19 protein-coding genes and 1 riboswitch are annotated in these 25,453 nt (G+C 60.1%); of the genes, 4 read left to right on the forward strand and 15 right to left on the reverse strand.

The features are described from left to right. Positions 1–42: 42 nt before the first annotated feature. The 3 genes from VMY05_00485 to VMY05_00495 form a co-directional block, all read right to left on the reverse strand. Positions 43–1,650 carry a sugar transferase gene (locus VMY05_00485; GenBank protein HUV29552.1) on the reverse strand — a complete coding sequence of 536 codons (1,608 nt, stop codon included), beginning with the start codon at positions 1,648–1,650 and terminating at the stop codon, positions 43–45. Positions 1,651–1,812: 162 nt separating this feature from the next. Further along, entirely contained in the window at positions 1,813–2,877 is a 1,065-nt protein-coding gene (locus VMY05_00490) for an aminotransferase class I/II-fold pyridoxal phosphate-dependent enzyme (GenBank protein HUV29553.1), read from the reverse strand. 328 nt (positions 2,878–3,205) lie between these two features. Then, complete coding sequence (locus tag VMY05_00495) at positions 3,206–5,554, reverse strand: SLBB domain-containing protein (protein HUV29554.1); 2,349 nt, start codon at positions 5,552–5,554, stop codon at positions 3,206–3,208. A gap of 644 nt (positions 5,555–6,198) precedes the next feature. Here VMY05_00495 and VMY05_00500 point away from each other — a divergent pair. Genes VMY05_00500 through bshB1 form a run of 3 tightly spaced genes read left to right on the forward strand, consistent with a single transcriptional unit; the run spans position 6,199 to position 9,828 of the window. Further along, positions 6,199–7,680 (forward strand): outer membrane protein transport protein, encoded by a 1,482-nt coding sequence (locus VMY05_00500; protein HUV29555.1) that lies wholly within the window; start codon positions 6,199–6,201, stop codon positions 7,678–7,680. 11 nt (positions 7,681–7,691) lie between these two features. Continuing rightward, complete coding sequence (locus VMY05_00505; protein ID HUV29556.1) at positions 7,692–9,035, forward strand: alpha/beta hydrolase-fold protein; 1,344 nt, start codon at positions 7,692–7,694, stop codon at positions 9,033–9,035. 52 nt (positions 9,036–9,087) lie between these two features. Further along, positions 9,088–9,828, forward strand: a complete 741-nt coding sequence (gene bshB1 / locus VMY05_00510) for a bacillithiol biosynthesis deacetylase BshB1 (GenBank protein ID HUV29557.1) — start codon at positions 9,088–9,090, stop codon at positions 9,826–9,828. Positions 9,829–9,857: 29 nt separating this feature from the next. Here the strand turns inward: bshB1 and VMY05_00515 are convergent, their stop codons facing one another. Continuing rightward, positions 9,858–11,030, reverse strand: coding sequence for a PLP-dependent aspartate aminotransferase family protein (locus VMY05_00515; GenBank protein ID HUV29558.1), 1,173 nt, complete (start codon positions 11,028–11,030; stop codon positions 9,858–9,860). Between the two features lie 2 nt (positions 11,031–11,032). Further along, positions 11,033–12,064 (reverse strand): cysteine synthase family protein, encoded by a 1,032-nt coding sequence (locus tag VMY05_00520; GenBank protein HUV29559.1) that lies wholly within the window; start codon positions 12,062–12,064, stop codon positions 11,033–11,035. 434 nt (positions 12,065–12,498) lie between these two features. Here VMY05_00520 and VMY05_00525 point away from each other — a divergent pair, with 434 nt between their 5' ends. Further along, positions 12,499–12,672 carry a hypothetical protein gene (locus VMY05_00525; protein HUV29560.1) on the forward strand — a complete coding sequence of 58 codons (174 nt, stop codon included), beginning with the start codon at positions 12,499–12,501 and terminating at the stop codon, positions 12,670–12,672. A gap of 25 nt (positions 12,673–12,697) precedes the next feature. Here VMY05_00525 and greA read toward each other — a convergent pair whose 3' ends face one another. The 10 genes from greA to VMY05_00575 form a co-directional block, all read right to left on the reverse strand. Continuing rightward, positions 12,698–13,174, reverse strand: a complete 477-nt coding sequence (gene greA / locus VMY05_00530) for a transcription elongation factor GreA (protein ID HUV29561.1) — start codon at positions 13,172–13,174, stop codon at positions 12,698–12,700. A 22-nt stretch (positions 13,175–13,196) separates the two neighbouring features. After that, positions 13,197–14,588 (reverse strand): sodium:solute symporter family protein, encoded by a 1,392-nt coding sequence (locus VMY05_00535; protein HUV29562.1) that lies wholly within the window; start codon positions 14,586–14,588, stop codon positions 13,197–13,199. 6 nt (positions 14,589–14,594) lie between these two features. After that, positions 14,595–17,117 carry a TonB-dependent receptor gene (locus VMY05_00540; GenBank protein HUV29563.1) on the reverse strand — a complete coding sequence of 841 codons (2,523 nt, stop codon included), beginning with the start codon at positions 17,115–17,117 and terminating at the stop codon, positions 14,595–14,597. A gap of 87 nt (positions 17,118–17,204) precedes the next feature. Then, a riboswitch (TPP riboswitch) is annotated at positions 17,205–17,301 on the reverse strand. A gap of 113 nt (positions 17,302–17,414) precedes the next feature. Continuing rightward, a complete protein-coding gene (locus tag VMY05_00545) occupies positions 17,415–17,882 on the reverse strand; it encodes an SRPBCC domain-containing protein (protein HUV29564.1) in 468 nt (155 codons plus the stop codon). Between the two features lie 80 nt (positions 17,883–17,962). Further along, a complete protein-coding gene (locus tag VMY05_00550) occupies positions 17,963–18,163 on the reverse strand; it encodes a transcriptional coactivator p15/PC4 family protein (protein HUV29565.1) in 201 nt (66 codons plus the stop codon). Between the two features lie 54 nt (positions 18,164–18,217). After that, positions 18,218–18,718, reverse strand: a complete 501-nt coding sequence (locus VMY05_00555) for an adenosine-specific kinase (protein ID HUV29566.1) — start codon at positions 18,716–18,718, stop codon at positions 18,218–18,220. Further along, positions 18,708–19,526: a hypothetical protein gene (locus VMY05_00560; protein HUV29567.1), complete on the reverse strand. Its 819-nt coding sequence runs from the start codon at positions 19,524–19,526 to the stop codon at positions 18,708–18,710. The genes VMY05_00555 and VMY05_00560 overlap by 11 nt, the downstream gene beginning before the upstream one ends. Then, positions 19,523–21,523, reverse strand: coding sequence for a HEAT repeat domain-containing protein (locus tag VMY05_00565; protein HUV29568.1), 2,001 nt, complete (start codon positions 21,521–21,523; stop codon positions 19,523–19,525). Before VMY05_00565 ends, VMY05_00560 begins: the two co-directional genes overlap by 4 nt. 417 nt (positions 21,524–21,940) lie before the next feature. Beyond that, the gene (locus VMY05_00570; GenBank protein HUV29569.1) at positions 21,941–22,999 is read right to left on the reverse strand and encodes an HmuY family protein; all 1,059 of its coding nucleotides are present in this window, start codon (positions 22,997–22,999) and stop codon (positions 21,941–21,943) included. 36 nt (positions 23,000–23,035) lie between these two features. After that, complete coding sequence (locus tag VMY05_00575; GenBank protein ID HUV29570.1) at positions 23,036–25,312, reverse strand: TonB-dependent receptor; 2,277 nt, start codon at positions 25,310–25,312, stop codon at positions 23,036–23,038. Positions 25,313–25,453: the final 141 nt, after the last annotated feature.

A 25,453-nucleotide genomic window follows, 5' to 3' on the forward strand; every position in this document is an offset into this window, starting at 1 on the left:
TCAACGGGGGCAAGACACCGCGAGCGCGGGGATACGGACGGCCTACACGCCTGTTCCTTTAAGGACCGCCGGTACCGTCTTGAGCAGGATCTTGAGGTCCAGCCAGAGCGACCAGGTGTCGATATACTCGAGATCCATACGCATCCAGTCATCGAAGTCGATCCGGTTTCGGCCGTTGACCTGCCAGAGACAGGTCACGCCCGGTTTGATCGAAAGCTTACGGTGCTGCCACGGCTGGTATCGCCTCACTTCCGAGGGAAGAGGCGGCCGCGGGCCGACAAGGGACATGTCCCCGGTGAGCACGTTGAAGAACTGTGGCAACTCGTCAACGGAGAACTTGCGCAGCAGGCGCCCGATAGTCGTCACACGGGGGTCTTTGCGTATCTTGAAGACCGGCCCGGACATTTCGTTGCGGTGAGCCAGCGCGTCTTTCTTTTTCTCGGCGTCCGCACACATCGTCCGGAACTTGTACAGGTTGAACAACCTCCCGTTGAGCCCCGAGCGCACCTGTTTGAAAATCACCGGTCCGGGGCTTTCCACCTTGATCAGCAGGGCCGCCAGGATCATGACGGGCGACACGATGACCAGCCCCACCGCGGCAGCAGCCTTGTCCAGCGCGTTCTTAACAAACAGAGCCGTGCGGCTCTCCGGCGCCGACTGGTAGATCAGGGCCGGCATGCCGTTTACATACAGAGGACGTATCCGGGCTACCGTCGGGTAGTACACGTTGGGCATGACAAAGACGTTGACGCCCATGCGTTCGGCCGTGTTGAAAAGGTCCCGCGAGCGCGGGATATCCTCCGGCTCGACCGCCACGAACACGGCGTCGACCTGGCCGTTTGTAATGATCTCTTCCAGCCGGTCCGGGTGACCGATCAGCGGTATATCGCGATATCGCCACAGACCCCGGCGGCCGTAGTCGAGAAACCCGCTCAGCTTGGTGTCCAGGTCGGGAGAGGCCAGCACCATATCGGCAACTCGCTGGGCGTGTACGCCGGTCCCGAGAATCACCGCACGCCTGGCAAAGCACGTATCATCGGCGGTATATACTCTCGCCGCAAGCATTCGCAGCACTCGCCGCGAGTAGCGCAGCGCCACGAGCTGCAAAACCAGGTTGATCATCACGAAGGTGGTGACACCCAGGTAATCAACCGGCCACGCCATCAGAAAGCATGCAGCGACGAAGGCCACGCTGACGTGCATCTCATCGACGAGAACCCACCGGGAACGTTTCCTTATGCGGTGCCGGGTCAGGGCGGGAACCGGCCCGCGGGTAAGCTGGTAAATGAGCCTGATCAGCACCAGCCCGGCGACGGCCTCAAAAATCCACCATCCCGAATAACGGTTGACGGCCACCGTCGCCCAGAGCGCAACGAGCGACGACACCGCCGCGCCGGCCTGGCCCGAACTGACCAGGAGGAGCCTTCTGAGCGATCTGGCAATAGGTCGTGAAATATGGTCCCAGCGCGGACCAATGGAAGGCCGGGTCCTGCCGCCCGCATTTCCCCGGGCACCAGCGACCGTGTGATCGGTGTTTGCCGCAGCACCCGTGCCCGCCTGCCTTATCTCAGGGCGCACCGGCTCACGAACCGGGCCGGACGGCTGCTGGCGCACACCGCTGACCATGTGGCGGCCGTTCACAGCTACCACGCGCAATTCAAATGGTCTCCTGTCTGTCTTAGCGCTGGTCTCCATGTCCCTCTGTCAGCATCCCTGCTCCGGTCTGCGGCAGCAACCGCACGGCCTGCCCTTCACCTTTATAGCCGGACAGAAAAGCAATCTCCCCGATCAAGACGGTGACCCCGGGGATGTTTACTCCTTAGCGCCCCGGGACGTTTCTCGCTTGGCCGGGATACGTCCCGATCCTGGATCATCGGACAGCCGGGTACCACCGCGGCTTCCTGACCTTCCCTGCTCCCAACCGTGATAAGTTACTGCCCGTTTGTCAATTGTTTTTATCCGGTAATACTCCCGAGGCATCTTCTTGAATGCCTGCAGGAAGCCGTCGTCGAACCTCTCCGACTGCACCCTGTACCGCACGTAGTTGTTCAACCCCGGGTAACCGTCGAGATTCTCTATTGGCGCCCGGTGGGCGGCCAGAAAATTCCCGACGCGTTTGGGGTCCGCAACCCGCAGGAGCAGAAAGTCAGTCGCCGTAATCCGGCTCTGGACGCCAAGCCGCGTCAGCGTGGTTGCGATGCGCAGCATTTCGCTGTGCAGCCGTTTCAACCGCTCGCCTTGTGGTGCGCCATCCGCCAGCATTGTCATCACGCCGCTCCTGATCGCCGCTGGTATCCGCTGTCGTTCAAAACTGCCCCTAAGATGCCGAATCAAATCCTTCGGGGCAACGATAAATCCTGATTCCTCACATCCGCTACCCGGCCCCGTGAGGAAGGACCTGATGACCGTCACATTTGAATAAAGGTCCAGAAGCGGCACCGCCGTGATGCCGAGGTAGTCATAGTAATGCTCGTCGATTACCAGAGTCCCGTTCGGGATCGCCTCGGCGATATCTCTCAGGCCCGAAAGGGCACAGCTGGCCCCGGTGACCCGGTTCGGGTTGGCCACGTATACAAGCTCATCTCCCCGGGCTATGTTCTGCAGTACCGGCCGGGGGCCACCGGCAAACGGTGACGGACCCAGCAACTCGGTAAGCGTCAACTCGGCGCGGTCCACGGCAATGGCCAGGTCAGGCGCCGCATGCCCTGACACCAGCAGCTTGTCCTGCAACCGATTCACGTGTCCCAGCAGGGAAGTCATGGCTTCCGTGAAGTCTTGAAACAGCAGGACCCTTGAACGCGCGACCATGGCCCGGCGCGCGACCTGCTCCAGTATATTGTCAGTCTGTTCATGGCTGACCACTGCAGGCTGGTCCATTCTTACATCCTTTCTCTTGCAGTTTCACTCGCAACGCGCATCCGGGCGCCTTGCGCGAGTACCTCCACTGTGTGGGGGGCAATCCCGGTGCCAAGCTGTATGCTTTCTGCACACCACGCGGCAACCGCTTGTCGAACAACGCGTTGCTCACACACGCCGGATTGCCCCCGGCCCTGCCCGGTTCATCCGGCCACAACCGGTCGAGCAACCCTTGCCGTCACGGCGGAAAAAAATTCCATTAAAACGCCGGAGGGCTGAGCCAGCTCTCCGGCGATGATAGGAAGGTGAGAAAGGAAAGAGCGTCCTCTGAGATGATCTTGCAGTGCCTTTACAGCTTCGTTACCAGCAGCACGGTCGTCAGCGCCCCGGTAGTCGCAGTCAGGACGGTACCGAGGGTCTTCGCGAAATTGCGCTCACGCTGGATCTTGGTCGGCACGACGATTATGTCGCCCATCTGCACCTTGCGGCCCAGCGTGCTGCTTCCGGCAAACACCTCCCCGTTGGCCCGTATCAGGCGTGTCGCTTTCTTGTCGGCGCGCGGCGTGAAGTTGCCGGCACGCCGGACATAGTATTTTACACTTTCGTTTTCTCGAAACCTGATGGTTCCGTTTTGACCAACCGCCCCCAGCACCGATATGCCTGACGGCAGGCTGGGGACAAAAATCCGGTCGCCCGGCTCAAGCGTCATGTCTCCTTGTCCGCCACCGGTTCCCAGGATGAGATCCATATCGATGGCAATCCGGTTCACGGCGGCCGCCTCATATTCAATCACTGCTTGTGGCTTCACGTGACCCAGCGAATCCTCGATCAGCGGGTTTGACTTCTCCAGTTGTCTGGGAATCCGCAACCGCTCCAGCGACTGGCCGATCGTGGCACGCTCGAAAACGATCCCGCTCGGAAAGGCCCGCGGCGTAAACCCGCCGGCCCGCTCAAGGAGGCTGTACAGGCTCTCATTGTGGCTGCTCAGCACGTACTCGCCCGGGTACGCTACCTCGCCCTCTACCGTTACCGTGCGGTGCAGCTTCCACTGCGGTATCTGGCGCACGTAGACCCGATCCCCCTCCTTGAGCACGGTGGAACCGGAAGGGTCACCGCCGATGTCAACGTAGTGGATCGATACGTCGCCACGCTCATCGAGACGCGCGATCTCGGCCTGAAGGCGCAGGGCACTCTTGGTGAATGACCCGGCAAGGAATATCAGATCCTGAACGGTCATGCCGTCATAGTACGGATACTCGCCCGGATACTGCACCTGGCCGGATATCCACATGCGCCGGTCCCAGGTGACGTCCTCAATCGCATACACGTGAAGCGAGTCACGATCCTGCAGCAGAATGTCCTCGGCGCGGCCGTCGAGAATGTCGCGAAGGTTCAGGGAGATGACCTCGGTGCGCCAGTCGGGATGGCGACGAAACAGATTGGCACGGCCGTAGTAGACGTCATAATCCTGAAGCTGGCTGCGTGTGACCAACTCCAATACACGGGTCGAATCGTTGCGCTCATAGTAGCCGGGATGCCTCACCTGGCCGAACATCGCAACCATGTTTTTCCTGGCCTTGAAAACCGAAAAGACCGTCAGCCGGTCGCCGTCCATCAGTATGAAGTCAGGCCCGCTGCCGTCGTCGAGACCCGTGAGATTCAAATCGTGCACCTGCCATTGCCGCTGGCCGGAGACTCTTTCGAGCATAGCCCGCTCCAGGTGCGCCTCCGGGTTCGTGCCGCCGGCCAGGTGCAGCACGTCCCCGGCCGTAGCCGTACCTTTCAGTTCATACACGCCGGGCCGTCTCACTTCGCCGCGAACAGCCACTCGCGCACCGGCCACCGGCACAAAGACGGCGTCTCCGGACTCGAGCCGAACATCCAGCGAGTTGTCGCCTTCCAGCAGAAACCGGTACAGGTCGACCTCGGCCACCGCTTTCCCGCTCCGCATCAACCTGATCGACCGCATCGAGCCGTTGAGGTTCGGCCCGCCCGCCTGGTACAGCGCGTTAAACAGGGACGTCAGCGACGAAACGGTATACGCACCGGGCGCCTTGACCTCACCGGTCAGATAAATGCGGATGGAACGTATTTTCCCGAGGGAGACGGTCAGGTCGAACCCGGAATATGCCTTGGACAGAGACTTTTGCACCTGCGTTCTGAATTCGGCCAGCGTCTTCCCCCACGCGATCAGTTCGCCGACTTTGGGTATGAACACCTTGCCTTCGCGGTCCACGGTGAGATTGTACTCGTTGTCAACCCGCCCCCAGACGTACACGATGACGTTGTCACCGGGTCCAAGGATGTAGTTGTCATCCGAGGCAATGTCGTCCGGCGGCAATGTCTCCCGCGGCCCGTCGAACATCCCGGTCCCGAACGGCTGTAGTTCTTCAAAGGGCGGCAGATCTTGCTGCTCGCCGCCTTCGGCACTCCGGACGGCGGTTTCCTTTAACGTGTCCCCGGAGAGCGACTGTACGCGGGCTGCGCCCGCGCCGGAACCCTCGGGCGGATCGAATATCCGCGGGCTGTGGTAGGAGCCGCTCTTGCCAACAGCGGGCCGGGAAGCTGCGTAGCGTTCGAGCAGAGCCGCTTTCTCGCTCTCGCTCAGGTCACCCAGGTCCCCGGCGATCAACTCCCGAAACCAGTTAAGGGAGACCAGCACGATAACGAGCACCAAGAGGATGAGCAGTTTTCGCATTCTTACCTTCCTGACTGGCAGCTAACCGGCAAGGACATCGCCGGTGCGGTTTCCCTTCATCCTGACCAACTTCCTTAGCAAGGCTGGTGCCGGGGCCGACGCGTTGATCGGAGTTGACGCGGCCACAAGCGGTTACACCCGGCAGGCGCACCGGCACGAGGGCTGGTCGGTCCGGTACAAGAGCATTCGCTTCCCTCGAGCCAGGGAACATTTTTCCGGCGCGCAGGAGACGCTGCTTCGATCACACGCAGCGCCGGTGTGGCAGCCGGGGTTGCCCATTTCTAAGCCCAACTGTGGCAATTCTTTTTAGTTCTCTTAAGTTTACGCGCAGGCTGCGGCCCAGGAAGTTCTTCACATATGGCGAGGTGGTCCGTCTTATCTGAAACGTTTCCTAACTCCCGGTTTGACATCGGCTTATTGAAGCCGTGCCGGAGAAAAAGCTGTTTGCCGCTTGACATGATCAGACCGCTGTTGTAATTTGCGGGCCTGTTTTTTGACGCTGTGTCCGGATTCGTTCCTCGCATACGGGGAATGGTGGACAGGTTTGGAGTAACAGGAGGGATTCCACAGGAAGAGAATCCTTTTCGATTCTGAAGCTGATATAGGAAGATTGACTCGTTTTTATCTTTGTTACGGAGATGGTAATGGGAATTGCGAGATTCGCGGTCACGGTTCTACTACTGCTCGGGCTGTTCGCTCCTCCCGCCGCTGCCAGTGGCTTTGAGAACACCGGCATTGGCACATATGCCAGGGGTATGGGAGGCGCGTTCCGCGCGATCGCCAACGACTGGACAGCGGCACACTATAATCCGGCGGGGTATGCCTTCATCCTGGACAATCAACTCGGGGGGACCGGCGGCCTGTTGCACAACCGTCACGAACTGACCCCCAATTACTGGTACCGGGACGATCAGGACAACACGTACAGGAACGGTATCCTGAATGGTTCTACTCTTTTCAACCGCCACGACATTATGTTTAACCCCTCGGCCGGCTTCATTGTTCGGATGCCGATCTGGGGCGAGATGGTCTTCGGGCTCTCGGTGTACCAGCCGTTCGACTACGCAGTATCATGGCAGCTGTATGATCCGAGTGGGGCCGGCTTCCGTTCATATAACGAGGAGGCATCGTCCTACCTTCCGGACAACGAGTACCTTACCGATCTTGACGTTGTTGCCTTCCAGTTGACGGCTGCCCGCGAATTCGTTCCCGAGCAGTTGTCGCTGGGACTCGGCCTGCAACTGCTTCGCGCGGACCTGATGTTCAACGACGTGATTCTACGGCCCAATCCGCGGTCGGGCATCGTCGCCGAGCGGCCGCGTGATTACATCCCGGAACTCACGCGAAACGACGGGAGCGGCTGGGGATTCGGACTGACCGCGGGCATGATGTGGAAACCCATCGAAAGGCTCAGCGTGGGCGTGAACGCGCGCCTGCCGTTCGACATCACCATCGACGGTACCACCATGCTGATGTACATTCTCCCCAAGAACAACTGGGTCAAGAAGGAAGCAGGCGACCTGAACACCGTCGACTACCTGTTTGCCTCGGGGACCGTGCTGGCCCTGGTCGGCGATATGCGGGCTGAGCTCGCGCTTCCGCCGTCGATCGCCGGCGGGATTGCCTTTGACCTCACTCAACGGCTGACCATAGCCGTCGATGCCGAATATACACTGTGGTCGCAGTACGAAGGGCTGGCGTTCACCTACTCGGACTTCGCGAAGCCTCAGAGTATCTTCGTGGATTCCATAATGGATTTCTTCTCGGCAGACATGAGCCGGAAGGCCGTTTGGGAGAACGCCGGGAAGGTCATGGCAGGGGCGAAGTACGAGCCCGTCGACTTCCTGACCCTCCTCGGCGGCGTCTCGGTGGACCAGTCCCCCATGCGCAACACCGCGGAACGCATCCCGCAGTTCGTCGACACGGGTGACAAGTACGGCTTCAACCTCGGGTTTGTGGCACATGTCGAACAGTGGGACATCGGGCTTATCACCAGCTATTTTGCTTATCCGGACCTTCAGACGCCGCTGGTCGACGTTGACAACGACGGCCTCGATGACAGTTTTCCCGGCGACTACAAGGCCGCCACTTATGAAACCGTCCTGTCGCTCAACTATCGGTTCTAGGAGAATAAGCCATGCCACGACACGCAGTTCTATTCGCGATATTCCTGGTCTCGGCGCTGCTGACGGTTCTTGGTTGCGATGACCGCGGCACCGGCGTTCCCGTTACGTCCTACGAGTCATGGGGAGTGTGGCCAACGTCAGATCATTCGTTCGACCGTGACCTGGCCTTGCAGTTAAACAATGATGGTGAGCTCTGGACGGGATCGACGTATATCCCGAGCATCGCCATGCCCCCGCCGACCGGGCAATCCAAGCCGGTCCCGGTGCTCATTCTCCTGCCGCCTCAGAACGGTGACCAACTCTACTTTCTCCGAGCCGGCCTGCTGGAGCTGGCCCAGGAGATGATTGAGGCCGGCGAAATCGTGCCCATGGTTATCCACTGCCCGGCCAACGCCAGCGCTTTCGGAGGCTTCTTCTACGGCAACAGCATGCCGGCCGGTCGCGCCGACAGCATTATCGGCGACCGTATGATCACTGAATACCTCGCCACCAGAATACCGGCCATTATCGAGACGCTAAGATGCAAGCGGGGCATCGGCGGTGTCGGCATGGGTGGCTATGGCGCCTTGCGCGCGGCTATGAAGCACCCCGACATGTTCGGCTCCATCACCGTATCCGACGGCCCGCTGGACTTCGACGGCGCCGACGGCAACAGCGGCCTGATGGATCTCTTTGACGATGCCCTGGCAGAACAACTGAACATCGCGGACTATAGCAAGCTGGACACCAGCATTGTCGGCATCGATACGACCATCGCGCCCATTGACACGTTCACCTACAGGAAATTCGACAGCGGGCGCGGGCTGGTCACGCTGCCGCTTTCACGGCTCTTTATTGGCGGTTCGCTGGCGTTCTCCCCGCACGACACCCTCGTCGACTGGGTATACAACTATCAGGGCAATTACACTATCAATCAGCGGTTCAGCATTACCGACTCGTCGACTCTGATAGACAGGCTAGTGGGCAAGATCGAGGACCCGCAATCCAAATGGGACTTTCACCTGCCGTTCGACTCACTGGGACAGGTAGCTGACTCTATCTGGCCGCTCTGGATGACCAACAATCTCGACTCGATCTACGCGCAGATGAGCACCGTGGTCGGCTACGGCCCGCTCGACAGCATCAACATCTGGATCGGCCGCAATGTCGGCATGACTGACGGCATTCCGGACGCTAAATGGAACTATTACGAGATGACCGAATCATGGGTTAATACCCTCACCCAGGTGCACGGTCTCAATGTAAACGTGTACGATTACTCAAGCCTCGACGCGGAACCCGTGAGGGACGACGAGTACGCCTACGACCTGCTTCGGCAGATGCTCCTGTTCCACTCGAAGTGTTTTGAGAAATAACTCTCAGGAGAGATGACAGGCCCGGAGGATTCCCTTTCTCCGGGCTTTTTTCTTGGCACAGGGCACAGTGGACACCAAGGCTGACACATACGATTTGCTGTCAATCGGGGCGCACCCGGATGACGTTGAGGTCGGCACCGGCGGGGTGCTGATCGATCTCTCCGAGCGCGGCTGCCGTTGCGGGATCGTGAGTCTGACCCGCGGTGAAATGGGCACCGGCGGCACGGCCGACGAACGATCCGCAGAGATGGCCGAGGCTGCCCGAATCATGGGCGCGGACATCGTCAAGACCTTCGACTGGGGTGACACCCGCCTCGAGGACGCCTACGAAAAGCGGCTGGCACTGGCGGAAGTCATCCGGGCCGCCAGACCTCGCGTTCTGCTGGCCCCCTGCCCGCAGGTTGGGCACGGCCTCCGGCAGTCACACCCGGATCACCTGGCGGCGGGTCTGCTGACGCTCAATGCCGCCAATCTGGCCGGCTTGAGAAAAGTCGGTCTGCCCGGTGAACCGCACACCGTGACGAGAGTCTTCCACTATTTTCTGCCGCCCGGGACCTGCCCGGACTTTGTCGTGGATATCACGCCCCATTACGACCGCTGGATAAAGGCTCTCTCGGCACACCGCTCGCAGTTTCTCAATCCGGAGAAATCCCGCGATTACCTCGAGAGTATCACGGCCAGGGCGCGCTCACACGGACTCCAGGTTCGCTGCAAGTACGGCCAGGCTTTTCTCGCGGCTGAACCGGTGGTGGTGGGAGATATCCTGACACTGGCAACATTGGACGAACACTGACGGACGGACTTTCCGGCCGGACCGGGCCGTCAGGAGGTCGCCGTCCGCACGGCCGCGAAGGCGTTGCGCAGGTCGATGATCAGATCGTCGATGTTCTCGACTCCGACCGAGAGCCGCACGAGGCTGTCGCCGATGCCGTTCTGCCGGCGGACCTCGCCCGGGACTGAGGCGTGCGTCATTGAAGCCGGGTGGCTGATCAATGATTCCACGCCGCCGAGTGACTCGGCCAGCACGAACACGCGCGTCGACGTGACGAATTTCCTGACCGTTTCGAAGTCGCCTTTCAATTCAAACGAGACCATCCCGCCGGGCAGACGCATCTTGTTCGGCACGGGACGGCCGTCCTGCCCCGGATAATAGACCTTCTCCACCTGGCCCACGGTCTCAAGAAACTCGACGATTTTCATCGAGTTTAGCGAATGCCGCTCCATGCGCAGGTGCAGAGTCTTCAGGCCCCGCAGGACGAGCCAGGATTCGAAGGGGCCGAGTATGGCCCCGATGGCGTTCTGGTGAAAGCCGATCTGCTCGGCGAGCTGCTCGTTCCTGACAACGAGAGCGCCGGCGATAACGTCGCAATGGCCGGCAAGGTATTTCGATGCCGAGTGCATGACAATATCCGCGCCCAGGTCGAGCGGCTGCTGGATGTACGGACTGGCAAACGTGTTGTCGACCGCCGTCAGGATACCGCGATCTCCGGCCGTCCGCGAAACGGCGGGAATGTCCACGAGGTGCAGCAGCGGATTGGTCGGCGTCTCGATCCAGAATAGGCGCGTGCTCGGCGTCACGGCCGACTCGAAATCGGCCGGGTCGCGGCCGTCCACGTACGTGAAGCTGATGCCGAACTTCCGCATCACCTGCTCGAACTGGCGGCGCGTGCCGCCGTAGAGGTCATTCACGGCCACCACGTGGTCGCCGGCCTTGAGCAGGTGCAGTACCGTGGCGATGGCGGCCAGGCCGGACGAGAACGCATAGCCGTGCGTGCCGTTCTCCAGCGAGGCCAGGGCGTCCTCAAGCGCCTTGCGCGTGGGATTGGCCGAGCGGGAGTAAACGTAGCCGGATTCGTCGCCGGGAGACTTTACCTGATACGTGGAACTCGGGAAGATCGGGGTGGCGACCGATCCGGTCTGGTCCTGGGGCACCCGGCCGGCGTGAATCGCCCGGGTTTCGAACCGGCTGTTCTTCAGCGTGCGTTCATCCGCCATGTCTAATTCAGAAATCCTTTCTCTTTCATCCAGTCGTCGTTGTACATCTTGCTGATATACTTGGCGCCGCTGTCGGGCAGGATAACCACCACCGTCTTGTCGGCCTCGAGTTTCGCGGCGTGCTTCAGAGCAACGTGCACGGCCGCACCGGAGGACCCGCCGACGAAAATCCCCTCTGTACGCGTCAGTTCACGACCGGCCAGGAAGCACTCCTCGTCCGTCACCTGGTAGATCCTGTCAATGTACGAAAAATCGATCGACGGGCACAGCATATCCTCCCCGATTCCTTCCACCTGATAGGTCCGGGGCCGAACAAGAGTCCCGTCCCGGTGATACTGGTAGTACACCGACCCGACCGGATCCGCCGCAACAACCTCGATGTTCGGCTTCTTCTCCTTGAGAAACCTCGCCGTCCCCGAAATGGTGCCTCCGGTTCCGATGCCGCCGACCAGAACGTCAAGGCGGCCTCCCGTCTGCCGCCAGATCTCCGGTCCCGTACTCCGATAGTGGGCTTCGGCGTTGTTCAGGTTGAAGTACTGGCCGATCCAGAAAGAGCCGGGGGTCTCGCGATGCAGCCGTTTGCCCGTCTCGTAGTAGCTCTCGGGCGAGTCCGCCGGGATGTCGGTCGGGCAGATGTGGACCTCGGCACCAAATGCCTTGAGCGTATCCACCTTTTCCCGGGACATTTTGTCCGGAACCGTCAGAATCGCCTGGTAGCCGTTGGCGGAGGCAAACATGGCGACGGCTGCCCCGGTGTTGCCCGAGGTGGCTTCGACAATCGTCCCGCCCGGTCTGAGTTCGCCTGACTCCACGGCTTTCTTCAGGATGTACACGACCATGCGGTCCTTAATCGAGCCGGACGGGTTGAGAAATTCCGGCTTGACCAGGATGGCGGCTTTGACGTCGCGGCGGCTGGTCATGCGGCGCAGCCTGACCAGCGGCGTGTTGCCGACCACCTCTGTTATGTCGTCGGCATAGAAGCCGTTAGAAGCTTTTGGCGCTCGATGGCGCCCAAATAGTTTGGTCTTTCTCATGACTATACCTGGCTTAAGCTGGTTAATTATTCGGATAAAAAAAATCCACCATCGTCAGCCGAGGTGGACCCTGCATACCCGGGGATTACTGTACCGGCACCTTAGGGCATGGCTCGGCCCACTCCTGCGCTACAACAACAACAATCCGTATGCGGGGTAGTTCTGCTCATCACGATAAATATGTCCCTAATCTGTCTATATTGTACTGCCGGTCCCGGAATTGTCAAGCGATTTGTCTCCGAACCGGTCGCGGCGGCGGCATTCTGGTCAAACGCTGAACAGCACGCCGGCAAAAACCGTTTGACAAACAAAAACCGATTTTCGTAGTATTATCGGCCATTTGAGGCCGGTGGCCCGATCAGCGCTTCGTGCGGTTTAGCCACCGGCACGTCAGTTGTGTTTTGGCATGAACCGAACTGTATGTCAGGGACAAGATGTTTTGCGCTCAATGCCTGGAGAGAATCACCGGAAAGCCCATCCGACAGGGCGGGGAGTACTTCTGCTCCCTGGAGTGCGCTAACCTCGCCTCCGGTATCGACGTGGAAGAAGAGAGTGAGGGGTACTACGAGGAGGAACCGATAGCGGGCCTCTACGAAGAAGAAGAATAGGTCCAATCCTTCGCTGGTACCTGCCTTAGTCTCGCGAGATCTTTAGTATTTCATACCTGATCGGCCCGGCGGGAACCGTAAACTCGACCACGTCACCCACCGAGTGGCCGAGAAGCGCCTGACCTATCGGCGACTTGACCGATATTATATCCTCGTCGACATCCACCTCGTCCGGGGGGCTGATGGTATACTGAATCTCTTCGCCGCGGTCAAGGTCCCTGACAAGAACCCGGGCGAACAGGTAAACCTTGTCAGACGGAATCTTGTCAACGTCAACCGTCCGGACGCGCGAGAGTTTGTCCTCGAGTTCGGCCACCTTCCTCTCCAGCAGTCGCTGGACCTCCTTGGCGGCGTGGTATTCGGCGTTTTCGGCAAGATCGCCCAGAGCCCTGGCCCGCTTTATTTCGGCGACCAGTTTGGGGCGTTCCTCAAATTTCAGCCGTCTCAACTCGGCCTCAAGCTTGAGACGGCCTTCTTTTGATAGGTATATTGGCTCCACCATACCGAGACAATATACAACCGCTTTACCTATCCTGCAACGACGGAGTGGAGCGCCCGGCCAGAGCAAAGAAGAGAATTACCGATATCAGCAGCCCGGGAAATATCGGTTGCAGGTCGAACCAGTAGTTGCCGGTCGGCGTCAGGTACTGCGACAGGTACCAGACAAGCGAGACCAGGCCACTGACCACGACGACGGCAAAGGCAGCCGTGGGGGAAAGACGTCGCCGGCCGACGAAGGAGAAGAAGACGGGCACCAGCAGAGCCGGCGTGCCGATGGAGCCCAGCGTGTACCAGATATCGACCACCGAGCGGAAAAACACGGCCAGCACGACCGCCAGTACCACGGAAATGAGCAGGCCGAGGCGAGTATAGAACAGGATCTGCCGGTCGGTCAGGCGCGCCAGCCGTCCCGCAATGTCGTTGCCAAAAGTGCTGGCGGCGATAAAGGAGTAGGAATCGACGGTCGACATGACGGTGGCCAGCAGCGACAGGGCGAACAACCCGAGCAATCCGCTCGGCAGGACGCGCAACGCCAGAGTGGGAAACGAGGCCACGGGATCAGCCAGGTCGGGCAGGAGCGCGCGGGCATACAGGCCGCAGGAAGTGGTGAGGAAATCAAACACCATCCAGCAGACGATGGAGACCAGAATCCCGGTGCGTGCCGTGCGGGCATCCCTGACCGCGTAACACCTCTGGTAAAAAGCCGGTTCGATAAGCGTCGCCAGGGCGATCACGTACCACGTGGCGATGTACCACCCGGACCTGCCCCCGTGCCACGTCAGGTGGCCGGCCGGCAGGGCCGCGCGCAGAAACTCCAGCGAGCCGTACCCGGACACAAGGACCGCGAACAGCACGATAAACCCCGCGAACATCAGCCCAAACTGGAGCAGGTCGGTACGGACGACCGACCGAAACCCGCCGAGAAACACGTACACTATCGAAAAGAGCGTCCCGGCCGCCACTCCCGCCCAGAACGGCCAGCCGAACAGGGCTTCGCACAGGACGCCCAGCATAAGCACGTATGCAGCCGGTACGGTCATCACGAAGATGATGACCGAGCCGAGCACGGCGGTCCTGTCGTCATAGGTCTGGGCCAGGCGTTCGGGGATGGTCAGGACCTCCGACCGCCGCGCCTTCTCGGCCAGGAACAACGCGAACAGAAGAGCCGCCAGGTAATAGGGGACGCCGAAAACCAGCCAGTTGGACAGACCGTGCAGGTAGCTGTATTCCCCGACGCCGAGAATTCCCCCGTACCACGTGGACACAAGGGAAGCCACAAAGGCGGGCAGGGTCAGAACCCGCCCGCCCACGATAAGCTCGGCCACCGAACTGCTCCTGCTCAGCCGCCGGTAGAACCCCAGCCCCAGCAGGCAAACCAGGTAGAGGACAATCAGGCTGTAGTCTACGGCATGCATGAAGCGTCAGAACAATTCCAGACTCACCTGCCCGTAAAATGACCGTTCGGGGGCCACAAAGTACGCCGCCCATCCGTCAACCTGCACGGGTGATCCCGGCTGGCGCCATGCCCAGTTCTCCGCGTACGAGGCGACGGCTTCATACTTCTCGTCGAACAGATTGTCCACCCGCACGTTCAGCTTCAGCGTCCCGAGCTGCAGAAACTCGCCCACACTCACCGATGCAGCCAGGGAGGACACGAATACCGGATCTATCGAGAAATCCTCGATATTCCAGAGGTCCGCATACTGGCGGCCGATCAACTTGCCGTGATACGTCAGCCGCAACCGGCCCTTCTCATAGTCAGCCAGCACATTGGCCAGGTACTCCGGGAAGTTCGGCAGCTTCTTGTCCTTGCAGTTCACAGACTCGCTGAGCTTTACGGTATCACCCAAAATCGTGACTGAATCGACCCTATACTGGAGCAGATAGTCCTTGACGCGATTGTAGTTGAAGGCAAAGTTGCCGTTAACAATCAACTCGTCCAGGAGCTTGACGACCCCCGTAAGTTCGACGCCGGAATGGTAGGACCCGTCGACGTTGATTGTCACGTCGCGGCCTTCCCTGGACCCGGCGTACTCCAGAATCTCGTTTTTGAAATCCATGAAGAAGAGGTTGACACCCAGGGCGTACCGGTCGGTGCGGTACCTGCCGCCCAGTTCAAAATCATACAGCCGTTCCGGTTTCGCCGTGACGTCACCGGAGGCCGCGTATATGACGCCGCCGGGGTACGTGCCGACCGAGTCGATCATCTCCAGGGACGGAAACGCGCCCGGCTTGTCGGCGTCGTAAATGTCATCGTCGGTAGGCGCCCGCGAGGAAACCGCGGCGTTGGCAAACAGGCTCAGGCGCTCGTCAACCGTGTAGACAAGCCCCGCCCTCGGAGAGAAAAAGAGCCAGTCGACGTCAAAGTCATAACCCGGGAACGGTCCCATGCGCGTCTGGTCCAGCGAGTACCGCTCGTACCGGACCTGTGCGGTGACCTGGGCAGCCAGTTCGTCCGTCAGCCGGTAATACTCCTGACCGTACAGGGAGGCCACGGCTTTCCTGCCCCCGTACAGGTAGTACCGGTGGCGCGGGCTTACGGCGCCGTCAATATGCTCGGCCCAGACGACCTCGCCCCAGTGGTCGGAATCATACAGGTAGAACGAACCTCCCAGCGCGTGCGACCCATGATCATGCTGGAAGTCCAGGCGGGGGTTCCAGCCGTACTGGTTCTTGTAAACCCATTTCTGGCGAACCAGATCACCAGACGTCTGCCCGCCGGTCTGTGACGGGTCGATGCTGTACTCGATGTAATCCTGCCCCGGTTTGAACTGCTCGTAGTACCCTTTGCCCCGTATGTAGTACAGCGTGTTGGCCAGAACAACCTGCTCGGAAAGTTGGATAACGTTGTGCAACTGGTAGTGCGGCTGGTTGAAATTGTCGGTGGCGTTGCTGTACTCCAGCAGCTCGTAACCGGCAATCCCGGGGTTGGCCAGGCGGTTGTCGCGCAGGACATCGCGATCGACGCCGTAGTAGGCCAGGTGCGTGCGGATCGGCCCGCCGTACACGTGAAGTTCCGTCGTCATCCCGTGATCGAGCCGCCCCGCCGAAAGATAGTACGACCAGCCGTTATACCAGCTCTGCTCGCGGTAGCCGCTGGAGGACTGGCGCGAGAACCGTCCGTAAAACGCCCAGCGACCGTCAACCAGCCCGGTGGCGTATTCGACCGATTGTTTGGAGATCTGCCGGCCGAAGAACTTACCGCCGGACGTGAACTCCCCGTACCCGGTCCTTAACCGGGCGCCGCGCGTTTTGTCGAACACGCTCGAAACGATATTGATGGAACCACCGAACGAGGCGTCACCGTAAAGCGAGTTGCCGACCCCGCGCTGCACCTGAATGTCGGAGACGTTGGCGCCGAAATCCGGCAGATCGACGAAATACGTGGCCTGGTCTTCGGGGTCGTTCAGCGGCACGCCGTTGATATACGTCGTGACGCGTTTGTCATCGAAGCCACGGATCTTCAGGTAGCTGTAACCCAGCGGCGCGCCGCCGTCCGTGTACGCTAACAGGTTGGGCGTCGACGCGAGCAGAAGTGGGAACTCCGCGACCGTGTAATCGCGTTCGATCTCGGCGCGGGTGACGTTGTCAAAGGCAATGGCGTCGACTCCCGACTGCACGCGGTCGGCCGTGACCAGAATGCCGTCGATCTCATAGTACATCGTCTCCAGCATCACCACCGAGGGGACATCATCCGCTCGGAACTGGCGCGGTTTGTAGCCGATTGCGGAAAACGTCACGCGCGTCACGGTCTCGGGAACCTCCATGACGTACCGTCCGCGCTCGTCGGTCTGGCCCGCGACACCGCTCACATCGGTGACGACCGAAACGCCCACGAGCGCCTCGCCGTCCGGAGCGACAACCGTGCCGCTCAACTCGGCGCCGCCGGCCGAAGACAGGAGGCCGGCACAGAGCAGAGCCAGGATTACGATGGTTTGTTTCATGACAGAAACCTCGCGTTAAACGGTTCATGTTTCGCAAGATTCCGTCCTGACGTGGTAGGTGAGCCCGGACTACTGGCTCGGGGGATGCGTCAGACATCTCCGTTTCCCTACGCCGGCACTACCCGGATCAGGTCTGGGGGTATAATCTCAGGCGGTGTTTATTACGCCACCCCCAACGGAACTGCTGTCTCTACGACCACCAATTAGGCCGCCGGCCTCGGCCGGCGCAAGTGGTTTTTCGCGACCCCGGGCGTGCACTCGCTTCGCGCGGAGAGTCATCACGCGCGGCCCGAAAGGTCACTTTTCCCAGTCGAGCGGCCCTTCCTCGAACCGCCGCCTGCAGTTTGCGAGCACGTACGGCCACGCCTTCGAAAAGTACTCATAGTACTTATCCGAGTCCTCGCCACTGCCGAAACCCTGCTGGCTCAGCTTGATCCGCGTGCGCCCCTCGCCGACCTCCTCAAACTGCACGATCACCCGGGTTTGCCCGCCGGTCTCCCTCAGGCGCGGAATCGAGGGCGGGGCGTTCCACGAGAACGAAAGCACCTCTTCCGGCAGGTAACTGAGCACTTTGCACCCCTCCGAGCCGCGTAAGCCCTGCGGCTCCGACGGTGCAAAGTAGAGTTCGAACGGTCCGCCGATCTCCAGCCTGACGTCGGCCTGCGGGGCAAAGAACGTAACCACCCCTTCAACCGTCGTCCAGGCCCGCCAGACCTCGTCAACCGAACCTGCGACCGTGGTTTCAACCTGAATGATGCGATCCATGGTGGCCTCCCGCGCGATTGCAAGGGCCGCGGTCACACCGCCCGGCCGGGGCCGATCAGGGCGAACCCCGAACGGCCGGACTAGTCGTTCTGGATATCCTGAAGGGCTTTGAGCACTTCCGCAAGCTGGTCGCGGCGGAACGTCACTCCCTTCTTCGTCGGCAGCCACTCGTTTTCTTTAGAGAGAAAGTATATCCTCAGCGAGACCAGTTGACGCCCCTTGTACTCGGAGTCCTCGATGACAAGCCGTTCCGTTTCCGAACGTTCCAATTCAAACCGCATAGTCAAATATCCTTGTCAGATGTCCGGCCCGGCCCTGCGGGCCGAGTCGGCCGCTTACCTCTTGTAGCCTATAGTCCTGAGAAACCTGACCCGTTCTTCTCGATCCTCGTCGGTCTCGACGCCGAGCGGCGAGTCGCCGTCGATCACCGTCAACACGCCGCGCCCCTGCCCGACGGCCGCAACAACGACCTGCAGCGGGTTCGCCGTCGCGCAGTAGACGTGGCAAACTTCGTCAACGTTCTTTATCCGGTTGAGCACGTTGATCGGGAAACCGTCCTTGAGGTAGACAAAGAAGATATGGCCGCAGCCGACGTCGAACGCCGCTTTCTGGGCCAGGGCGATCATATCGTCATTGTTGCCGTCGATACGCACCAGCCGCGCCTGCGACGCCTCGCAGAAGGCAATCCCGAACTGGAGCGTCGGCGAGGACGACACCAGCGCCTCGTACAGGTCCTCAACCGTCTTGATAAAGTGCGACTGGCCGAAGATGACGTTGGTCCCCTTCGGCACGTCGACTTTCACAACGTGCGTCCTGAACGGTGAATCAGTCGTCATCAGTAACCTCGAATATCTCGTCGCTGATATCAGCGTTAACGGTAGGATTCCGATAGTACTCCGTTCCGGCGAACTTCACTCCGAAAAAGAAGGCCGCTTTGCCTTCACCCTCGATATCGAACCTCCTGGGCAGCCAGAAGCCATCCGGTGTGGGCCCGTAGACGACGGACATGTTCAATTGCTTGAGCTTGAACATGGTCTTCTTCACCAGCTTGGCGGGTGAAAAGTCGACCCGCACGAGGTGAAACGAGTCCGCCTCCACGAAAAAATCGCCGTTTATCTGTTCGGCCCCCTCGACTTTCGCGGTCACCGTAAAACGGTGACATACGTACGATTCAATCTCTTCCGTATTGATGCCCTGGTAGACAATCTCGTACTGGTCGCGGTTCTCCGGATAGAACGGCGCCAGCATGGGGAACGAGATGTCACGAGCCTTGCGCTTGCGCTTCTTCTCTTTCCGCTTGGCGGCCTCTTTCGCCAGGTCCTTCGAATCCTGCGCCCGGCCGTCCTTGTAGTAGGCAAAGTACTCCTCGTGATACCAGGCCGTATCCTCGAGGTACCTTATATACACGCGCTTGTCAAAGCGGACCTTTTCCACAAACTCGCCGTTCTCTTCCTCCTCTCCTTCCAGGTACTCCGCCTCAAGGACGACGTTGTCCAGGGCAGCCGCCTGCTGCCGTTCAACCGCCAGCATGCGCTCGATAATGGCTTCGGGATCGATACCGGTGGTTTCCGCTTGAGCCAGGACAGCCGGCGCCGCCGAAAGAAGTACGGAGCCGAGAAACAACGCTGCTATCAGTCGTTTCATAATTGCCCTTCCTTGATTTCAATGCCTTCAATTACGTCGCCGACGACGAGACGGTCGACAACGTCCATGCCCTCGAGCACTTGTCCCAGAACGGTGTAGCGAGCCTCAAGACGCGGCTGCGGCGAGAAAGTAATGAAGAATTGAGACCCCCCGGTATCCTTCCCGGACGTCGCCATACCTACCGTCCCGCGCCTGTATGGTTCGTCGGAGTACTCGCAACGGACCAGGTACGGCGGTCCGCCCCAGCCGTCGCCACGCGGATCTCCCCCCTGCGCCACGAAATTCGGGATGACCCGGTGAAAACTCAGGCCGTCGTAAAACCCGGACTTGGCGAGGTCGATGAAGTTCAGCACCGAGAGCGGCGCCACGTCGAAATAGAGCTCAAATTCGAACACCCCCTGCGACGTTTTCATCACCGCGTAGGGATTCACACGGTAATCCTCGATGGCGCTCTCGATCTCCCGCTTCGAGATTCGCGTTCGGGCGGGCGGCACCATGCGCCAGCGGTCTTCTTTCAGGTACGTCTGGTAGGTTTCGGCGGCGTCTTTCCGCACCGCGTAATCGGGATCGAGCAGTCCCGCGATAAGTATCTCCATGGCTGCGGTATCCGGCCGGGCTTCACTCAAACGCGGAGCCACGGCTGCCAGCACAGCCCGGCGGACATCGAGGTCCTCTTCTTCTCCCCGCGATATCATCTCCCGCAACACCGGCAGGTAGGACAGGAGTTCTCGCGACCCGACCTCGTTCACGGCCAGGGTCACGACCGTGTAATCCGGGTCGTTCAGCGCCTTGTCTATATAGAACCGCACGTTAGCCGTATCCAGAGTCATCAGAACCTGCAACGCCGCACCCCGGACCATGGGGTCTTCGTCGCCGAACAGGATCGCCAGTCGCGGCACCACTCCGGGGTGCTCCACCAGCCCGTAGGCCTCCGCACAGGCCGCCCGCACCCGGGGACCCGGGGCTTCGTTCAATAACGAGTCAATCAGGTTCACCGCCCGATCCTTGCGCACCGCCGCCTGGTATTTAACTACGGCCGCGACCACGTTGCTCGAGGAGCTGGAGTCAAGCCCGGCTGTCACCGCGTCGATGCCCTTGTCGCTGGAGCACCGGCGCAGGCCGTCGACCAGGGCCAGCACCAGCTTCTCGTCGGACTCCCTGGCCAGCCGGTCAGCAAGTTTGCCGGCCGCCCACGGTGTCCCTTTCATGCTCAACCCCTCTATCGCCTGAGCCACGACTCGCGGGTCATCGTCGTTGATGGCTATAGCAAGATAATGCTCGGCCTTCTCTGCCGTCGAACTGCTCAGCCCGAGAAGGGCCAGCGAACGGACAAAGGGATCGCTGTCGGCGAGAAAGTCGATGAAGATGTCGGTGGCCTCGTCGATGCCCAGCCAGGCCAGCGCGTACAAAGCCGCCAGGCGCACGGCCGGATCCTGCTCTTGTTGTAATAGCGCGATGACTTCGCCCGCTTGAGATCTTGCTCCGGCATGAAAAAGAGCAAAACAGGCCGCCTCGCGCACGTCCGGCGAGGGATGCGTCAGGTACCCGGCCAGGGTGCCGGAAACATCCGTCATGCTGCTGTCGGACAGTCGACCGGCCGCCTCGACCGCCCTGGCGGTCACCGCCGAGGGCAGGTCCAGGGCGGCATCCAACAGCGGCACGGCGTACTGCTTCTGTCCGGTCAGGCCAAGCCCGAATGCCGCGGTCGACGCCACGCCGATCGAGGGATCGTTCAGCAGCACCATGAGATACTGACCGGCACGGCTGCCGCCGATGCGCCCGATCGCCAGCGCCGCCCGCGCCCGAATCTCGGGCGAGTCGCTGTCAAGGTATGCCGTCAGCCTGTCATCCAGCTGCCGCTGGTCTTCCCGGTGAATGATCTCGGCAAGCTTCTCAGCCGTAGTTCTTTCCCGAAGCGTGTCGTAAAGAAAATACGCCAGCCCCGCAAACAAAAGGACCGCCACGAAGGCGGCGATTCTCCGAAGGTTTTCAGCCATAATAGTCACAAAATCTATACCGGCACTATACGGGCGTCAACGTTTTTCCTGAGGCCGGCCGGCGGCCGGGACCTCGGGCACAGCCAAAAAAAACCCCCGGTGGTCAGCCGGGGGATGGTCTAACATAACCGACGCAGTCAGCTATGCGATATGTCACTGACGACACAAGCAAACCCCGTGCCCTCCGGGCACCGATCCGTAACCATAACCGGTTGCCGTACAAGGAATTGAAATCAGCCGTGCGCCGGCCCCTGCGCCCCATCCGGTGCTGTGCAATCATGTTCAACTTTTGAACAGGGCTTTGCCGGAGCTTTCGCCGGACCAACCACCGCAACGGCTTGCAGAACCGGCCGCAAGCGGCTACAAAAAAACCCCCGCCCGTGACGGGCAGGGGTTCTCAAAAGCTCTCCGGAAGCGCTACAGCGCCTTCCAGATGAACGTGTAGTTGGCGCTGACCGGCAGGCCGGACTTGTTCGCGTAGTAACTGTCAATCCTCAGTTTGTAAACCTTGCCGGCCGTCTTCACGAGATAGACGTGCGACTTTGAGGTCAACTGGTGGTTCTCATCGTTGTAGTTGTACCAATCGGTCAGGGCCGAACTCGGGATGTCAGGGAACATGGGAGCATTCGGCTGCATCGTGAAGACGTCTATGTCAGTCGAATCAGCAAGCTCGCCTCCGGCCGGAAAGGCCTTGCAGGCACCGGTTCCGTTCGGGCCGCTGTTCTGGGAACAGTCGTACGAGGCAAAGGCTATGTCCCAGTCCGGCGAATCAGCCGGGTCAGCCGGGTACACCTGCTGGCCGGTGGAAAAATCGAAGTACCCCACGCTGTCGCCCACGTCGACCATGGCCTTTACAGCCGTACCGTCGAGTTCCTTGAGGTCTGCCACCGTCTGGTAGAGGTAGGTGATGTACACTTCTCCCATGGTCGGGGGCCTGTCTGCATCAGGCATCGAATCCACCCGGAACTTGAGGTAGTTGTGCCCGCCGGCGTCCACCATCGAATACACGTACTGGTTGGCGGTCACCACGTGATTTATGGTATCATAGCTGTACCAGTTGTCAATGAAGTAGTCAATGGCGTCGTTGACCCATGTCACGCCGGCCGTGTCGGCCAGGGTAACGGCGGCAAAGTCGACCACGCCGAGGTCGGCGCCGACGGCATCCCCGCCGACGATGGTAGACGCTCCACCGTCAAGCTTAATTACTTCACGCCGGAACGCAATGTCCCAGTCGCTGCCCGCGGCTTTGGCCGCGCTGCCGGAGATGGTGTCCCTTGACTCAAACGAGAAGTGCGCGAAATCAGCGTAGCTGGTGGCATCAACACTCGTGCGCCAGAAGCCGCCGCTCTCGTCCCAGGTTGTTGTGGTTGTGTTCTGCGGCAGCCCGCTCGAGGTTGGATTGGCCTCGTCGTCCGAGCAGCCCACGGTGGCCAGCAGCAACGCCGCCATCGTCAGAATTAACAGGAAGGGCTTCATGATACAGTACTCCTTTAGGATTGAAACCACGTCAGGTTAGATTGTTACCGTCAGATCGTATTTGAACCCGGCGAAGACCGTAAAGCCAGGCCAGTAACCGTAGCGGAACTTGGTCTTGCCCAGCAGGTTCTCCAGCCTCACAAAGGTTTCCAGGCCGTTGTGAAACCGTTTGAAGAGGTTCAGGTTGAGAGTCGTGCGGGACGGTGCGAACTCGTCCGGCTGGCCCTCGTTGCCCCCCGTGTTGGAGCGCGGTACCCACAGCTTGCGGGACTGGTGATCACCCCAGAAACTCGCGCCCAGGCCGCTGCCCTCGTGAAACGCCGTCAGGAAGAACTTGAACGTGTGTGCGGGTCGATTTACAAGCTTATTGCCGGTCTCGATCACCTGCGCGCTGTCCGTCCCCGCATACAGGGTGCTGTCGGTATCAAGGATGAGATTGTACAGGTAGTTGTATGAGAACGAGAGGTCCATGGCTCCTGAAAGCCGGATACGAGATTCCCACTCTATTCCCTGGGTTATGGCCGTCTCGATATTCTGGTACACGTACACGCCTCGCGTGTACCTGGGCGTAAAGCCGATCAGGATGAAATCAATGAGATCCTCAAGATGATTGTAGAAGTACGTGACCCGGTGCAGGCCGATGGCACCGTACGAAAACTCGGCCGAGAGGGAACTGTTCAGGGAGTTCTCCTGCTTCAAGTCGGAGAAGTTGCCCGCCCCGACGTCAAGGTCGGGCGGAAGTGTCACTTTCCCACCGTAGACGATGTACCCGGCGGAACTGTGGTCGAATACAAAGTACTGCTGCTTTATCGAGGGTACCCTGAACCCCCTGCCCACGAAACCGCGAAGCCTCAGTTGCCGGTGCGGCGTGTACATGACGCTGAGCGACGGGTTTACGTGCCCGCCGAAAGAACTGTGGTGCTCGTACCGAATCCCGGGCAGAAGGTTGAGGTTCTTTACCGGAGAATATTCGTACTGCAAATAGGCGGCCCCGGACCGGTCAGCCTCCTGCTGGGAGATTAGCTCAGACGATATCAGGTCCTGGTAATTCAGGTCGAACCCATACGTGGCTACGTGATTCTGGCCGATCACGTAGTTGGAGCTGTAGGACAACTCCCAGTACAGGTCCTGCGTATCCGAGGTGTCAATCCAGTACGGGCCGCTGTACTTGTTCCAGTTATGGACATAGTAGGTGGCAAAAAGCCGTGTCTTCATGGAGTATCTGTCGCCGGAGAGGAAATCAACGGTGACGGAGCCCTCGTAGCGCTGGTTTGACTCCTCGTCGTCGTACACATACGTCACCGGATCGCTGATCTCGTTCTCCCTGATTTCCTCGGACTCTATCCAGTCCCGTCGCTCGTGCATGAAGCGGGCCTTGGCCGTCAGGCCCCATTGAGGTGACAATTCCGTTCTCGCCTTGCCGCTGAGATTCCAGCGGTCAATCCGTTCCTGGCCGTTGGTGTGCGGCGTGCTCCGGTCAAGGTCGAAACCGTCGGTTGAAAAGAGCTTTGCCCCCAGGTGGAGCCCCGCCCGTTCGCCGCCGAGCTCCAACTCGGCTGACGGGTTGTAGCTGGTATGAGTACCATAGTCCAGATACAGGCCGGCCCTGCGGTCGCTCCGAGGCGGCTTTTTGGTGATGATGTTTATTACGCCACCCATGGCCTCGGACCCGTACAGGGTGGAGCCGGTGCCCTTGACCACCTCGATCTTCTTCACATTGGTGAGCGCATACTGGCTGAGGTCAATTGACCCGCGCACGCGGCCTACCGCGCGCTCACCATCGACCAGCACCAGAACCCGATCCCCTTCAATCCCCCTGATCGTCGCTCCCTGCCCCGAAAGGTCCTCGTTGATTTGAACACCAATGGCCGAGGCCAGCGCCTCGTCCACCGTCGTTGCCCCGGTCCTCTGAAAATCACGCTGGGTAATCACTTCCGTCTGAACCGGCACGTTCTTCAGAAGGTGAGGCGACCGCGTACCGGTCACCACGACGTCGTTGAGAACCCACGGGGCCGGCCGGAGCCGAATTTCAAGCGTCTGCTCGCCGCTCACCTGCACGACCAGCGTGTCGCCCGGATCGTATCCGACGTGCGTGGCCAGAATATGGTACTTGCCGTCCGACAGACGCTTGAATCGGAACACGCCCTTGTTGTCCGTCGGGACGACGTCGCCGGTCTCCAGAATCCTGACGTTCACGTCCTGGATGACCGTTCCGGTTTCCTTGTCCAGGACCCGGCCGGTCAGAGCACCGGCCAGAGCCGAACCGACAAGGATTCCGCAAGCCAGAGCCGCGAAGTAGAGAATTCGAAACATGATGACTGCCTGACTCATAGTTGATTTCTATTGCCGCCCAAGGTAGGGCAGGATCGGCCGGTTTTGTCACCGCGATGTCATCAAAATGGGTCTAACAGGTGCATTTTGTTACTTTTGTCACGAAGTCACCGGCCCTGCCGG

Source organism: Acidobacteriota bacterium, from assembly GCA_035529075.1.
Lineage (GTDB): Bacteria > Zixibacteria > MSB-5A5 > GN15 > FEB-12 > DATKXK01.

What these genes read in the sequence shown, in the direction of transcription:
- VMY05_00520 (HUV29559.1), bottom strand. Translation starts at nt 12,064, where the DNA reads ATGAGAAAGACCAAACTATTTGGGCGCCATCGAGCGCCAAAAGCTTCT.
- VMY05_00560 (HUV29567.1), bottom strand. Translation starts at nt 19,526, where the DNA reads ATGAAACGACTGATAGCAGCGTTGTTTCTCGGCTCCGTACTTCTTTCG.
- VMY05_00505 (HUV29556.1), top strand. Translation starts at nt 7,692, where the DNA reads ATGCCACGACACGCAGTTCTATTCGCGATATTCCTGGTCTCGGCGCTG.
- VMY05_00555 (HUV29566.1), bottom strand. Translation starts at nt 18,718, where the DNA reads ATGACGACTGATTCACCGTTCAGGACGCACGTTGTGAAAGTCGACGTG.
- VMY05_00545 (HUV29564.1), bottom strand. Translation starts at nt 17,882, where the DNA reads ATGGATCGCATCATTCAGGTTGAAACCACGGTCGCAGGTTCGGTTGAC.
- VMY05_00575 (HUV29570.1), bottom strand. Translation starts at nt 25,312, where the DNA reads ATGTTTCGAATTCTCTACTTCGCGGCTCTGGCTTGCGGAATCCTTGTC.
- VMY05_00515 (HUV29558.1), bottom strand. Translation starts at nt 11,030, where the DNA reads ATGGCGGATGAACGCACGCTGAAGAACAGCCGGTTCGAAACCCGGGCG.
- VMY05_00525 (HUV29560.1), top strand. Translation starts at nt 12,499, where the DNA reads ATGTTTTGCGCTCAATGCCTGGAGAGAATCACCGGAAAGCCCATCCGA.
- VMY05_00565 (HUV29568.1), bottom strand. Translation starts at nt 21,523, where the DNA reads ATGGCTGAAAACCTTCGGAGAATCGCCGCCTTCGTGGCGGTCCTTTTG.
- VMY05_00535 (HUV29562.1), bottom strand. Translation starts at nt 14,588, where the DNA reads ATGCATGCCGTAGACTACAGCCTGATTGTCCTCTACCTGGTTTGCCTG.
- VMY05_00500 (HUV29555.1), top strand. Translation starts at nt 6,199, where the DNA reads ATGGGAATTGCGAGATTCGCGGTCACGGTTCTACTACTGCTCGGGCTG.
- VMY05_00550 (HUV29565.1), bottom strand. Translation starts at nt 18,163, where the DNA reads ATGCGGTTTGAATTGGAACGTTCGGAAACGGAACGGCTTGTCATCGAG.
- VMY05_00490 (HUV29553.1), bottom strand. Translation starts at nt 2,877, where the DNA reads ATGGACCAGCCTGCAGTGGTCAGCCATGAACAGACTGACAATATACTG.
- VMY05_00570 (HUV29569.1), bottom strand. Translation starts at nt 22,999, where the DNA reads ATGAAGCCCTTCCTGTTAATTCTGACGATGGCGGCGTTGCTGCTGGCC.
- greA (HUV29561.1), bottom strand. Translation starts at nt 13,174, where the DNA reads ATGGTGGAGCCAATATACCTATCAAAAGAAGGCCGTCTCAAGCTTGAG.
- VMY05_00495 (HUV29554.1), bottom strand. Translation starts at nt 5,554, where the DNA reads ATGCGAAAACTGCTCATCCTCTTGGTGCTCGTTATCGTGCTGGTCTCC.
- VMY05_00540 (HUV29563.1), bottom strand. Translation starts at nt 17,117, where the DNA reads ATGAAACAAACCATCGTAATCCTGGCTCTGCTCTGTGCCGGCCTCCTG.